This is a genomic window from Burkholderia sp. KL41 (genome assembly GCF_057005415.2).
This window is the reverse complement of the sequence record NZ_CM174447.1, coordinates 2516238-2529491: the sequence shown is the minus strand read 5'-3', so window position 1 is coordinate 2529491 and position 13254 is coordinate 2516238. Positions and strand designations below refer to the sequence as shown.

Annotated in this window: 14 protein-coding genes; 13 read left to right on the top strand and 1 reads right to left on the bottom strand. The window is 66.7% G+C overall.

The window, feature by feature from the left end; genetic code table 11:
- The first annotated feature begins 33 nt into the window (after nucleotides 1-33).
- The 7 genes from PQB87_RS28700 to asd all read left to right on the top strand — a co-directional run bounded on the left by PQB87_RS28700 (nucleotide 34) and on the right by asd (nucleotide 5258).
- Nucleotides 34-210, top strand: a complete 177-nt coding sequence (locus tag PQB87_RS28700) for a hypothetical protein (protein ID WP_489243061.1) — start codon at nucleotides 34-36, stop codon at nucleotides 208-210.
- Nucleotides 211-414: 204 nt separating this feature from the next.
- Nucleotides 415-1824 (top strand): 3-isopropylmalate dehydratase large subunit, encoded by a 1410-nt coding sequence (gene leuC, locus PQB87_RS28695; RefSeq protein ID WP_021158716.1) that lies wholly within the window; start codon nucleotides 415-417, stop codon nucleotides 1822-1824.
- A gap of 3 nt (nucleotides 1825-1827) precedes the next feature.
- Nucleotides 1828-1974 carry an entericidin A/B family lipoprotein gene (locus PQB87_RS28690; protein ID WP_027791137.1) on the top strand — a complete coding sequence of 49 codons (147 nt, stop codon included), beginning with the start codon at nucleotides 1828-1830 and terminating at the stop codon, nucleotides 1972-1974.
- A 68-nt stretch (nucleotides 1975-2042) separates the two neighbouring features.
- Nucleotides 2043-2693, top strand: a complete 651-nt coding sequence (gene leuD / locus PQB87_RS28685) for a 3-isopropylmalate dehydratase small subunit (RefSeq protein WP_027782620.1) — start codon at nucleotides 2043-2045, stop codon at nucleotides 2691-2693.
- Nucleotides 2694-2769: 76 nt separating this feature from the next.
- A complete protein-coding gene (gene leuB, locus PQB87_RS28680; RefSeq protein ID WP_021158719.1) occupies nucleotides 2770-3837 on the top strand; it encodes a 3-isopropylmalate dehydrogenase in 1068 nt (355 codons plus the stop codon).
- 98 nt (nucleotides 3838-3935) lie between these two features.
- A complete protein-coding gene (locus PQB87_RS28675; protein WP_021158720.1) occupies nucleotides 3936-4055 on the top strand; it encodes a hypothetical protein in 120 nt (39 codons plus the stop codon).
- An 81-nt stretch (nucleotides 4056-4136) separates the two neighbouring features.
- Nucleotides 4137-5258: an aspartate-semialdehyde dehydrogenase gene (gene asd / locus PQB87_RS28670; RefSeq protein ID WP_027791140.1), complete on the top strand. Its 1122-nt coding sequence runs from the start codon at nucleotides 4137-4139 to the stop codon at nucleotides 5256-5258.
- Between the two features lie 105 nt (nucleotides 5259-5363).
- Here the strand turns inward: asd and flgE are convergent, their stop codons facing one another.
- A complete protein-coding gene (gene flgE / locus PQB87_RS28665) occupies nucleotides 5364-6608 on the bottom strand; it encodes a flagellar hook protein FlgE (protein WP_431208540.1) in 1245 nt (414 codons plus the stop codon).
- A gap of 38 nt (nucleotides 6609-6646) precedes the next feature.
- Here flgE and PQB87_RS28660 point away from each other — a divergent pair, with 38 nt between their 5' ends.
- From PQB87_RS28660 to PQB87_RS28635, 6 genes are all read left to right on the top strand, one after another.
- Nucleotides 6647-6832 carry a hypothetical protein gene (locus tag PQB87_RS28660; RefSeq protein ID WP_146756376.1) on the top strand — a complete coding sequence of 62 codons (186 nt, stop codon included), beginning with the start codon at nucleotides 6647-6649 and terminating at the stop codon, nucleotides 6830-6832.
- Nucleotides 6833-7453: 621 nt separating this feature from the next.
- Nucleotides 7454-9607, top strand: a complete 2154-nt coding sequence (locus tag PQB87_RS28655; RefSeq protein ID WP_489243060.1) for a motility hub landmark protein FimV — start codon at nucleotides 7454-7456, stop codon at nucleotides 9605-9607.
- On the top strand, nucleotides 9607-10419 hold the full coding sequence (gene truA, locus PQB87_RS28650) for a tRNA pseudouridine(38-40) synthase TruA (protein ID WP_027791143.1): 813 nt from the start codon (nucleotides 9607-9609) through the stop codon (nucleotides 10417-10419). Before PQB87_RS28655 ends, truA begins: the two co-directional genes overlap by 1 nt.
- Nucleotides 10416-11117, top strand: a complete 702-nt coding sequence (locus PQB87_RS28645; RefSeq protein WP_059684347.1) for a phosphoribosylanthranilate isomerase — start codon at nucleotides 10416-10418, stop codon at nucleotides 11115-11117. Before truA ends, PQB87_RS28645 begins: the two co-directional genes overlap by 4 nt.
- A 55-nt stretch (nucleotides 11118-11172) precedes the next feature.
- Entirely contained in the window at nucleotides 11173-12366 is a 1194-nt protein-coding gene (gene trpB, locus PQB87_RS28640; protein ID WP_027791145.1) for a tryptophan synthase subunit beta, read from the top strand.
- A gap of 9 nt (nucleotides 12367-12375) precedes the next feature.
- Nucleotides 12376-13227 carry a DNA-methyltransferase gene (locus PQB87_RS28635; RefSeq protein ID WP_027791146.1) on the top strand — a complete coding sequence of 284 codons (852 nt, stop codon included), beginning with the start codon at nucleotides 12376-12378 and terminating at the stop codon, nucleotides 13225-13227.
- Nucleotides 13228-13254 lie beyond the last annotated feature (27 nt).

The following is a 13254-nucleotide window of genomic DNA, read 5'->3' as shown; positions in this document are numbered from 1 at the left end:
CGCTGCCGAACGGCTTCACGTTCCGGGCGTCCGGTGTGCGGCGCAATCGCGAGCTACCGGCCGTTCAAGACGCCTTCGCTGCACGGCACGTCGCAGCGAAGGGTGTTGTTCCGCAACGGCCGCTTCCACTCGCCGGAGGACGCGCAGCGCTTCTGCGTGCAGCGCGATACCGACCCCGCGAAGGCAGCCGGCCGGCGCGTGTCGCCGTGACACGCACCCCACGCGACGGCTGCAACCGCCGCCGCGCCGTGCGCGTCCGCATTTGCCGGGTAATGCCGATACAGGTATTGGCACTACCAGCCAAACCACTGTTTTTAATGGGTTTTTTCGCGTGCGGCCCGCGCCGTGACGCGTTCTGCGTGGCATAATCGACCGCATCCGCAAGGCTTGTAGTCACAACGACCCCGCATACCCATGGCACAGACTCTCTACGACAAACTGTGGAACACCCACGTGGTCCACACCGAGGAAGACGGCACGACTTTGCTCTACATCGACCGTCAGCTGCTGCATGAAGTCACGAGCCCGCAGGCATTCGAAGGGCTGAAGATCGCGCAGCGTCCGGTGTGGCGCATCAGCGCGAACCTGGCCGTATCGGACCACAACGTGCCGACCACCGATCGCAGCCACGGCATTGCCGATCCCGTCTCGAAGCTGCAGGTCGACACGCTCGACGCGAACTGCGATGCGTTCGGCATCACGCAGTTCAAGATGAACGACGTGCGCCAGGGCATCGTCCACATCATCGGGCCGGAGCAGGGCGCGACGCTGCCGGGCATGACGATCGTGTGCGGCGATTCGCATACGTCGACGCACGGTGCGTTCGGCGCGCTCGCACACGGCATCGGCACGTCGGAAGTCGAGCACGTGCTCGCCACGCAAACCCTGCTGCAGAAGAAGAGCAAGAACATGCTCGTGAAGGTCGAGGGTGCGCTGCCGCGCGGCTGTACCGCGAAGGACATCGTGCTCGCGATCATCGGCAAGATCGGCACGGCCGGCGGCACGGGCTACGCGATCGAATTCGGCGGCTCGACGATCCGCGCGCTGACGATGGAAGGCCGCATGACCGTCTGCAACATGGCGATCGAAGCCGGCGCGCGCGCGGGCATGGTCGCGGTGGACGACACGACCATCGATTACCTGAAGGGCCGTCCGTTCGTGCCGACCGGCGCAGAATGGGATCAGGCCGTCGAATACTGGCGTCAGTTCAAGTCGGACGAAGGCGCGCAGTTCGATCGCGTGGTCGAGCTGAACGCGGCCGAGATCGTGCCGCAGGTCACGTGGGGCACGTCGCCGGAAATGGTCACGTCGATCGACGGTCGCGTGCCCGATCCCGAACGCGAGAAGGATCCGGTCAAGCGCGACGCGATGGAGCGCGCGCTGGCCTACATGGCGCTCGAGCCGAACACGCCGATCGAGTCGATCAAGGTCGACAAGATCTTCATCGGTTCGTGCACGAACGCGCGCATCGAGGACATCCGTGCAGCCGCGTACGTCGTGAAGAAGCTGAACCGTCGCGTCGCGTCGAACGTGCGGCTCGCGATGGTCGTGCCGGGCTCGGGCCTCGTGAAGGCGCAGGCCGAGCGCGAAGGGCTCGACAAGGTGTTCACGGATGCCGGTTTCGAATGGCGCGAGCCGGGCTGCTCGATGTGCCTCGCGATGAACGCCGACCGGCTGGATCCGGGCGAGCGCTGCGCGTCGACGTCGAACCGCAACTTCGAAGGCCGGCAGGGCGCGGGCGGTCGCACGCACCTCGTGAGCCCCGCGATGGCGGCGGCCGCGGCGATCGAAGGTCACTTCGTCGACATTCGCAAGCTGGGGTAACGCATGACGGCATCGAAGGTCATCACGCGGCTGGTTGCCGCGCTGGCGCTCGCGGGGCTGGGTTTCGGTCTCGCGGGCTGCAATACCGTCCAGGGCTTCGGGCAGGACGTCAACGCCGCCGGCAATGCGCTGAAGCGCGCCGCGGAGTGACGATTCCCGCCGAGAATTTGTCGATGTGCGCCGGCTGAACGCCGGCCCTCCAACCGGATAGACGGATCATGGAAAAATTCACAGTACATACCGGCGTCGTGGCGCCGCTCGATCGCGAGAACGTCGACACCGACGCGATCATCCCGAAGCAGTTCCTGAAGTCGATCAAGCGCACGGGCTTCGGTCCGAACGCGTTCGACGAATGGCGTTACCTCGATCACGGCGAGCCGGGCCAGGACAACTCGAAGCGTCCGCTGAATCCCGACTTCGTGCTGAACCAGCCGCGCTACCAGGGTGCATCCGTGCTGCTCGCGCGCAAGAACTTCGGCTGCGGCAGCTCGCGCGAGCACGCGCCGTGGGCACTGCAGCAGTACGGTTTCCGCGCGATCATCGCGCCGAGCTTCGCGGACATCTTCTTCAACAACTGCTACAAGAACGGGCTGCTGCCGATCGTGCTGACCGAGCAGCAGGTCGATCACCTGTTCAACGAGACGGCTGCGTTCAACGGTTTTCAACTGACGATCGACCTCGACGCGCAGGTCGTGCGTGCGGGCGACGGCCGCGAATATCCGTTCGAGATCGCCGCGTTCCGCAAGTACTGCCTGCTGAACGGCTTCGACGACATCGGCCTCACGCTGCGCCACGCGGACAAGATTCGCCAGTTCGAGGCCGAGCGCCTCGTGAAGCAGCCGTGGCTCAATACCAAGCTGGTCGGCTGACGTGCCTTTCGGGCGGGCGTGCCGGCGGCGCGCTCGCCGGCCTGCCTCATAAAACCTATCCAGTCAGGAATTTCGCATGAAGATTGCAGTGCTGCCCGGCGACGGCATCGGTCCGGAAATCGTCAATGAAGCGGTGAAGGTGCTGAACGCACTCGACGAGAAGTTCGAACTCGAACAGGCGCCGGTCGGCGGCGCGGGCTACGAGGCAAGCGGTCATCCGCTGCCGGACGCGACGCTGGCGCTCGCGAAGGAAGCCGACGCGATCCTGTTCGGCGCCGTGGGCGACTGGAAGTACGACTCGCTCGAACGCGCGCTGCGCCCCGAGCAGGCGATCCTCGGGCTGCGCAAGCATCTCGAGCTGTTCGCGAACTTCCGCCCGGCGATCTGCTACCCGCAGCTCGTCGATGCGTCGCCACTGAAACCCGAGCTGGTCGCGGGCCTCGACATCCTGATCGTGCGCGAACTGAACGGCGACATCTACTTCGGCCAGCCGCGCGGCGTGCGTGCCGCACCGGACGGCCTGTTCGCGGGCGAACGCGAAGGCTTCGACACGATGCGCTATTCGGAACCGGAAGTGCGCCGCATCGCGCACGTCGCGTTCCAGGCGGCCCGCAAGCGCGCGAAGAAGCTGCTGTCGGTCGACAAGGCGAACGTGCTCGAAACGTCGCAGTTCTGGCGCGACATCATGATCGACGTGTCGAAGGAGTACGCGGACGTCGAGCTGTCGCACATGTACGTCGACAACGCGGCGATGCAGCTCGCGAAGGCGCCGAAGCAGTTCGACGTGATCGTCACCGGCAACATGTTCGGCGACATCCTGTCGGATGAAGCGTCGATGCTGACGGGCTCGATCGGCATGCTGCCGTCGGCGTCGCTCGACAAGAACAACAAGGGCCTGTACGAACCGTCGCACGGTTCGGCGCCGGACATCGCGGGCAAGGGCATCGCGAACCCGCTCGCGACGATCCTGTCGGCCGCGATGATGCTGCGTTACTCGCTGAATCGTGCGGAGCAGGCCGATCGCATCGAGCGCGCGGTGAAAACGGTGCTCGAACAGGGCTACCGCACGGGCGATATCGCGACGCCGGGCGGCAAGCAGGTCGGCACGACGGCGATGGGCGACGCGGTGGTCGCGGCGCTGTAACGCAAGCAAGTAGAAAGGGCGCGAACGGGCCGCGAAATCGGCCGGTTCGCGCGCGGTTGGCCGTTGTGCGGGCAACCGGCTTTGTGTAGACTCGAACGATGGCGCAAATTTCCCTGATCTCCCCGGTCTTGAAACTCCACGGCAACATTGCCCGTGCGGGTGCGCGCGCCATCGTCATCACGAAAACCATTACCACGAAAACGATCATTAAACGCTGATCGTCCGTCGTGCCCGCCTCTTTCCCCGCGCGGTCACACCGGGGACGGAAATGGCGGGGAAGCTCCATCAAAGGGTTAGTCATGAACGTAGGTCTCGTAGGTTGGCGCGGCATGGTCGGCAGCGTCCTGATGCAGCGCATGCAGGAAGAGGGCGATTTCGACCTGATCGAACCGGTGTTTTTCAGCACCAGCAACACGGGCGGCAAAGCGCCGTCGTTCGCGAAAAACGAGACTACGCTCAAGGACGCCACCAACGTCGACGAGCTGAAGAAGTGCGACGTGATCATCACGTGCCAGGGCGGCGACTACACGAACGACGTGTTCCCGAAGCTGCGCGCGGCAGGCTGGAACGGCTACTGGATCGATGCGGCATCGTCGCTGCGGATGAAGGACGACGCGGTCATCATCCTCGATCCGGTCAACCTCGACGTGATCAAGGATGCGCTCGTCAAGGGCACGAAGAACTTCATCGGCGGCAACTGCACGGTCAGCCTGATGCTGATGGCGCTCGGCGGCCTGTTCCGCGAGAACCTCGTCGACTGGATGACGGCGATGACCTACCAGGCCGCATCGGGCGCGGGCGCGCAGAACATGCGCGAACTGCTGTCGCAGATGGGCACGCTGAACGGCGCGGTGAAGGAGCAGCTCGCCGATCCGGCATCCGCGATCCTCGACATCGACCGCCGTGTGCTGGCCGCAATGAACAGCGACGCGATGCCGACCAGCAACTTCGGCGTGCCGCTCGCCGGCTCGCTGATCCCGTGGATCGACAAGGATCTCGGTAACGGGATGTCGAAGGAAGAGTGGAAGGGCGGCGCGGAAACCAACAAGATCCTCGGCAAGCCGGCGATGGGCGAGCCGGGTTCGATCCCGGTCGACGGCCTGTGCGTGCGGATCGGCGCAATGCGCTGCCACTCGCAGGCACTGACGATCAAGCTGAACAAGGACGTGCCGCTCGACGAGATCAACGGCATCCTCGCGTCGGCGAACGACTGGGTGAAGGTCGTGCCGAACGAGCGTGAAGCGTCGATGCGCGACCTGTCGCCGGCGAACGTCACGGGCACGCTGACGGTGCCGGTCGGCCGCCTGCGCAAGCTCGCGATGGGCGGCGAATACCTGTCGGCGTTCACGGTCGGCGACCAGCTGCTGTGGGGTGCGGCCGAGCCGCTGCGCCGCATGCTGCGCATCCTGCTCGACAAGTAAGCTCGTGTGTCCGGCCCGCGATGCGCGGGCCGCGTTGCACAAGATGGCGCGCCGCGCCGGCCTTGACGATATCAAGGCCGGCGCGGCGCGTTTTTCATGTGCGCGTCAGCGCATGTTCAGCAGCGTCTGGTCGACGGTCTGCTGGGTCTTGATCGTCTGCGCATTGGCCTGGTAATCGCGCTGCGCCTTGATCAGGTTCACGAGCTCGCTCGTCAGGTCGACGTTCGAGTTTTCCAGCGCACTTCCCTGCAGCGTGCCGTGGTTCGTGCTGCCCGGCGCGGAGATCTGCGGCACGCCCGACGCGGCGGTTTCCACATACTGATTGCCGCCAATGTTCTCGAGCCCGTTCGGGTTGTTGAAGTTCGCGAGCGCGATCAGGCCGAGCACCGCGCTCTGGCCGTTCGAGTAGTTGCCGGTCAGCTTGCCGTCGGTGCCGATCGAGAACGTCGTCAGCGTGCCGCTCGCGAAGCCGTCTTGTGCGAGGTTGGTCACGCCGCTCTTTCCGCCGAACTGCGTCGTGCCGCCCAGGTCGAGCGTCAGGTTCTGCGGATTGGCGCCGCCCGACGCGTTGGGGATCGAAAACGCGAACTGACCGAGGCTCGGCGTCGGCTGGCCGGTGGCGGCCGACGTCGTCGAGGTGATCCGGCCCGATGTGTCGAACGTGACGGTGCCGAGATTCGTCGGCGTCTGGCCCTGCACGCCCGCGTAGGCCTGCCAGGTGCCGGCCGCGTTCTTCGTGAAGTACATCGACACCTGCTGCGAGCCGCCGAGCGTGTCGTACACCTGGATTGACGAATTGTAGTTGTACGTCGTGTTGTCGCCCGGGTTGAACGGCGTCTTGGCCGGCACCTTGTCCTGCGAATTCAGGTTGAACTGGCCGGTGATCTTCGTCGTCGCCTGCGGGGCGATGTTGTTGGTCGGCGCCTGCAGCGGCACGGTCGCCGCGGTATTGATCGCGCCGCCCGGGCCTGCCGCATAGCCCATCAGGTTGCGGTTTTGCGAATCGACGATGGCGCCGCTCTTGTCGCGGTGGAATACGCCGTCACGCGAGTACGTCGTCACGCCGTTGTTCGACATCTGGAAGAAGCCGTTGCCGTTGATCGCGATGTCGAGCGACGACTTCGTCGTGTTGATCGTCCCCTGGCCGAATTGTTGCTGCACCGACGCGAGCCGCGTGCCGATGCCGATCTGCGTGTTGGTCGACGTCGCGACCGAATTCGCGTACATGTCGGCGAAGTTCGCGCGCCCCTGCTTGAAGCCGACCGTGTTTGCGTTCGCGATGTTGTTGCCGATCACGTCGAGATGGTTCGCCGCGCCGGCCAACCCGCTCAAACCCTGCTGATAGCCCATGTTCGATCCCCGTAACGAGCTGGTAAGTAGATGCAGTCGTGCGACTGCGCGATGCCTCCCTGGCACCTCACGATGTCAGCCCGGCCGGGCGCGTGCCTGCCTTTCCGGCAGGTGCGTGCGCGATGGTCGAACTGCGCCGATTCTTGTTTGAAGACGATCGTAACGACGGCAATTATTCGATCTGTGTAATTTTGTGTAATGTAATTGAATTGCTGTCGAAATGATTGATTTCGTATGAGAAATGAAACGGGGGTGAGGCTTGGAAGCCTTGTACGGCGGGGGGGTTGGGGATGGAAATGTCCAATTCGACGATAAGAGAGGGGAATTGGCCTCTTATCGATCAATTGAAATTTATTTGAATGGATTGGGTGATCGGCGGGATTTTTTTATTGGAGATTGTTAATCCATTAACGGCAGGTGGCGCGATTTATTGAGCAAACGTGCCCGATTTTGCGGTCGTGGCGCGGCATCGAGCCCTGGAGTGGGCAGGCCGCCGGGTGAGCGGCAAGGGGCGCGCCATTCGTTCGGGACGGGATGCGGCCGGGCGTTTTTCAGTCGAGGGAGGTGCGCTTCCGATCGATCGGGAACGCTGGTCGCACCGTGTGAACCCGGGCATTCCAGCGGCCCGGCCGGCGGGTGCGCGGACGCGCGAACGCGGCCGGTTGCACCCATCGGCGACGAATTCGGCCCGAACCCGATCACGTGAAGTAAACTACGCGGTTACGACGCACAGACCCGCCGAAAGCGTCGCGTTCAACGCGACGCTTTTGCATTTCTGCGGCAACTTTATTGACGCTTTCAACCGCGAATCCGAGCCGCGCCCGCGCGCGGCGATAGAGCCAACGATGTCCCGAATTTCCTTGTTTCCGCGTCAGTCCCGTCTGTCGCGCGCCGTGCGTGGCGCGCTGGCGATCCTGGCGCTCGGCGCAACCGCATCGGCCTGGGCGGCCGGCACCGGCGAACTGCCGGCGTCCGCCGCCGGCGGTGCAGTGCCGCTTACCGTGACGGTCCAGCCCGGCCAGTCGCTGAACGACATCGCGAAAGCGGCCACGCAGTCGCGCGATCCCGGTGTGCTCGCGCGCGCCGGCCGCGCGCTGTTCGACGCCAATCCGCAGGCGTTCATGAAGCACGACGCGAGCCGCCTGAAAGTCGGTGCGACGCTGACCGTGCCGGCGCTCGATGCGACAGGCGCGGCACTCGTGCCGGCCGGTGCATCCGGTGCATCCGCTGCATCCGGCACATCGGGTACGGCGGCAGCGTCCGCGCCCGCCGCGGCATCCGGCGGCACGGCGGTCGCGCAGCATGGTGCGTCGGCGCCGCATCCGGGGTCGACCCCGGCGGCGACCGTGCCATCCGCGCCGGTGGCGCCGGCCGTGCATGCGGCTCCGGTGAGCGGCGCGAGTGTCGCGACGGCCGCCGGTGCGGCGGCATCGCTCGGCGCTTCTGCGGCACACGGCGCATCGGCCGTCGAAAGCATGCAGCCGGCGGCGCCCGTTGCCGGTGCAAGCGGTCCGCATGTGTGGAGCGGCGCGATCCAGTCGGTGCCGTCGTCCGCGAGCGGTGCCGCGCTTCCGCCTGTTGCGGGCAGCCAGGTTTCTGGCATGAACGAACCGGCCGGCGCGGCGCCTGCCACGGGCGCGTCGCAGCCGCGGCCGTCGAGCCTGCAGCAACTGCTGGCGCTGAAGAACCGCGTGCTGATGGAGCTGCAGAAGCACGGCATCGGCAAGCCGGCCACGACGAACGAGGTCACGCCGGCACCCGTGCCGGCACCTGTTGCGCCGCGTCCGGCCGCGAACGAAACGGGCGCGTCCGCTGCCGTGCCGACGGCAGGTGAAACCGCGTCCGGCGTTGCTGCCAGCGCAGCGCAGCCGGCATCGGTATCGGCGCCCGCGCAACCGGCCGCGCCGGTGGCTGCACCTGCGCACAGTACCGGGCAGATGGACTGGCGTCCGGCCGCGGTGGCCGGTGCGGCCGTGATCGTCCTCGCCGCGGGTTTTGCGTGGCGCAAGCGCCGGAAGGGCCGGCGCGCGGAAGAAACGGGTGATGCGGGTACGAGCGCGACGGCTGCTGCGGTCGTCGCGGGCGGGTCCGCGGCTGCGGCGGCAGAAGCCGAAGCCGCGCCGTCCGTCGAGCCGGAACTGCCGATCCGGCCCGAGATGCCGGTTGCACGCGACGCGGCTTCCGACTTGAGCCTTGCCGCGGCCACTGCCGCAGCGGCGGAGACGGTCGAGACGCCTGACACGGATGTGTCGCCGGCGCCGGAAGTGGTGCAGCCGCATGACGAGCAGCCCGAATTGCCGGCCGTGCACGCCGCAGTGCCGACCGCGAGCGAGGCGGCTCCGGCTCCGCACGATGCCGAGCCGGTAGAGAAGATCGCTGCCGAGAAGCCTGCGGAGCAGCCTGCCGAGACGCCGATCGCACCCGCGGCCGCCGAAACGCAGCACGCGGCGCTGATGCAGAACGCGATCAGCGCGCTCAACAGTCTCGACATGCCGCTGCCGCCGCGCACGCAGGACGAGCCGTCGCTGGCGACGGATGAGTCTCTGGCGCGAGCAGGGCAGTCCGACACCGATAAAGTCGCAACTAACGGTCAAGCCGACCCGCGCCTTCCGATTGGCGCGATCGATCCGGCCCCCGCACATCCGGCCGATCAGGACGACGAGTTCGATTGGGATCCGGACGCGGCGACGCCTGCCGGCCAGGCGGGCAGCCCGTTCGCGACGTCGTCGCTGCCGCCGCTCGGCGGCGCGCAGTTCGGCGCGTTGAAGCTCGACTTCGATCTGGATCTTCCGTCGACGCCGGGCGCCGCGTTGCCGGCGCTGACGCCGGGCGAACTTGCCCGCATCGCGCGCAACAAGCTCGACCTCGCGACCGAATACGTCGAGCTGGGCGACCTGTCCGGCGCACGGACGCTGCTGCAGGAAGTGGTCGACGCGAACGACACCGCGACGCGCGACGATGCGCGGGCGCTGCTCGCGAAACTGGCGGACGAGGCGTGATGCGGATCGCGCTCGGCATTCAGTACGACGGCGCGGCGTTCTGCGGCTGGCAGGCGCAGCCGCACGGCAAGACGGTGCAGGACCGGCTCGAGCACGCGCTGGCCGAGTTCGCGCGCGTGCCGCTGCATACGACGGTGGCCGGGCGGACCGACACGGGCGTGCACGGGCTCGGGCAGGTCGTGCATTTCGATACCGACCTCGATCGCGAGGTGTTCTCGTGGGTGCGCGGGACCAACGCGTTCCTGCCGCCGACCGTGGCGGTGCAATGGGCGAAGCCGATGCCGGAGACGTTTCACGCGCGTTTCTCGGCGTTCGAGCGCACCTATTACTACGCGCTGTACGTGCATCCCGTGCGCTCGCCGATGCTGGCGGGGCGCGCGGGCTGGATCCACACGCCGCTCGACGACGACGCGATGCGCGCCGCCGCCGCGCACCTGATCGGCGAGCACGACTTCTCGTCGTTCCGGTCGTCGGAATGCCAGTCGAAGACGCCGGTCAAACACCTGTACCAGATCGACGTGCGGCGCGTGGGCCATTTCATTCATTTCCGGTTCCGCGCCAACGCGTTCCTGCACCACATGGTGCGCAACCTGATGGGCTGCCTCGTCGCGGTCGGCCGCGGCCGCTATCCGGCCGACTGGCTTGCCGACGTGCTGGCCGGGCGCGACCGCAATCTCGCCGCGCCCACGTTCATGGCCGACGGGCTGTACCTCGCCCACGTCGGCTACCCGGCGGAATTCGCCGTCCCGCCCGCGCAGCTCGGCAGCGTGCCGTGGAGCAGCGTCTGGGCCGACCTGGACCCTCAACCATGACGGATCACGCCGTGTCTCCTTCGACTCCCGCCGCGGCCGGCCTCCCGCCGCGCACGCGCATCAAGCTGTGCGGGCTGTCGCGCCCCGAGGACGTGCTGCACGCGGCGGCGCTCGGCGCCGACGCGATCGGTCTCGTGTTCTACCCGAAGAGCCCGCGCGCGGTGACGATCGCGCAGGCGGCCGAGCTGGCGCGCCTCGCGCCGCCGTTCGTGTCGGTGGTCGGGCTGTTCGTGAATGCGACCGAAGCCGAGATCGAGGCCGTCGTGCGCGACGTGCCGCTCACGCTGCTGCAGTTCCATGGCGACGAGTCGCCCGCGCAGTGCGATGCCCTCGGCCGCGCGGCACGCCTGCCGTGGTTGCGCGCGGTGCGCGTCGGCCCCTCGACGCAGCCGGCCGATTTGGTAGAATCGGCACTTCATTATTCGAAAGCGCGCGGCCTCCTGTTCGACACCCTGGTGCCGGATTACGGCGGTAGCGGCAAGGTCTTCGATTGGTCTCTTATTCCCGCAGAGCTCGCGCATCGGGCCGTTTTGAGTGGTGGCTTGAGCGCGCAAAACGTCGGTGATGCGATTCGCCAGTTGCGCCCGTTTGCTGTCGATGTCTCGAGTGGCATCGAAGTGGAGGGCGCGAAGGGCGTGAAGGATCACGCCCGGATGGCGGCGTTCGTACGCGCGGTGCGCGAAGCGGACGCCGGGTGATGCAAGCCGGCGCGGCCCCGAAAGCGGGGCGCCCCGACCGATCGAGAGAGACACCATGTACAACCTTCCTGATGACCGCGGCCACTTCGGCCCGTATGGCGGCGTGTTCGTCGCCGAGACGCTGATTCACGCGCTGGACGAACTGCGCGCGGCGTATGAAAAATTCCAGAACGATCCCGATTTCGTCGCCGAATTCGAGCGCGAGCTGAAGCATTTCGTCGGCCGCCCGTCGCCGATCTATCACGCGCAGCGCTGGAGCGAGACGCTCGGCGGCGCGCAGATCTACCTGAAGCGCGAAGACCTGAACCACACGGGCGCGCACAAGATCAACAACGTGATCGGCCAGGCGCTGCTCGCGAAGCGCATGGGCAAGAAGCGCGTGATCGCCGAGACGGGCGCCGGCCAGCACGGCGTCGCGACCGCGACGATCTGCGCCCGCTTCGGGATGGAGTGCGTCGTCTACATGGGCTCGGAAGACGTGCGCCGCCAGGCCGCGAACGTCTACCGGATGAAGCTGCTTGGCGCGACGGTCGTGCCGGTCGAATCGGGTTCGCGCACGCTGAAGGACGCGCTGAACGAAGCGATGCGCGACTGGGTCACGAACATCGAAAGCACGTTCTACATCATCGGCACGGTCGCGGGCCCGCACCCGTACCCGATGATGGTGCGCGACTTCCAGCGCGTGATCGGCGACGAGTGCAAGGTGCAGATGCCCGAGCTCGCGGGCCGGCAGCCGGACGCGGTGATCGCCTGCGTCGGCGGCGGCTCGAACGCGATGGGCATCTTCTATCCGTACATCGACGACACATCGGTGCAGCTGATCGGCGTCGAAGCGGCCGGCGACGGCCTCGACACGGGTCATCACGCGGCGTCGCTGATCGCCGGCAGCCCGGGCGTGCTGCACGGCAACCGTACCTACCTGCTGCAGGACGACAACGGCCAGATCATCGAGACGCATTCGGTGTCGGCGGGCCTCGACTATCCGGGCGTCGGCCCCGAGCACGCATGGCTGAAGGACAGCGGCCGCGCACAGTACGTCGGCATTACCGACGAGGAAGCGCTGAAGGCGTTCCACGACTGCTGCCGGATCGAGGGGATCATTCCCGCGCTCGAGTCGAGCCACGCGATCGCGTATGGCGTGAAGCTCGCGCCGACGTTGCCGAAGGACAAGATCCTGCTCGTCAACCTGTCGGGCCGCGGCGACAAGGACATGCACACGGTCGCCGAGCGATCGGGCATCGAGCTCTGACCCCGACCGATGCGTGACCTGATCGAAGAACCGGGCGGCGGTGCCGCGAGCGAGGCGGGGGCGGTTCAGCCCGCCGCCGCCGTGCCGCGCGCGCTGCCGTCCGGGATCGAACTGCACAACCGCGATTTCCTGACCGATGCCGCGCACCTGCCGGACGCGTCGATCGACCTGATCGTCGCCGATCCGCCGTACGGGCTCGGCAAGGACTACGGCAACGACTCGGACAAGCGTTCGGGCGACGACTTTCTCGCGTGGACGCGCGAGTGGCTCGAGCTCGCGATTCCGAAGCTGAAGCCGAGCGGGTCGATGTACATCTTCTGCACGTGGCAGTACGCGCCGGAAATCTTCAGTTTCCTGAAGACGCAGCTCACGATGGTCAACGAGATCATCTGGGACCGGCGCGTGCCGAGCATGGGCGGCACGACGCGCCGTTTCACGTCGGTGCACGACAACATCGGCTTTTTCGCGGTTTCCAGGGCGTATTACTTCGATCTCGATCCGGTCCGCATCCCGTACGACGCCGACACGAAGAAGGCCCGCTCGCGCAAGCTGTTCGAAGGCAGCAAGTGGCTGGAGATGGGCTACAACCCGAAGGACGTCTGGTCGGTCTCGCGCCTGCACCGGCAGCACGCGGAGCGCGTCGACCATCCGACCCAGAAGCCGCTGGAAATCATCGAGCGGATGGTGCTCGCAAGCTGCCCGCCGGGCGGCCGCGTGCTCGATCCGTTCATGGGCAGCGGCACGACCGCGGTGGCCTGCGCACGGCAGGGGCGCGACTTCGTCGGCTACGAGATCAACGAAAGCTATTGTGCGATCGCGCACGAGCGCGTGAGCGCGCTCGCTGCGCCGGCGTGCGCGTGAATCGCGCCGCCGCCTCGCCGAAGCATT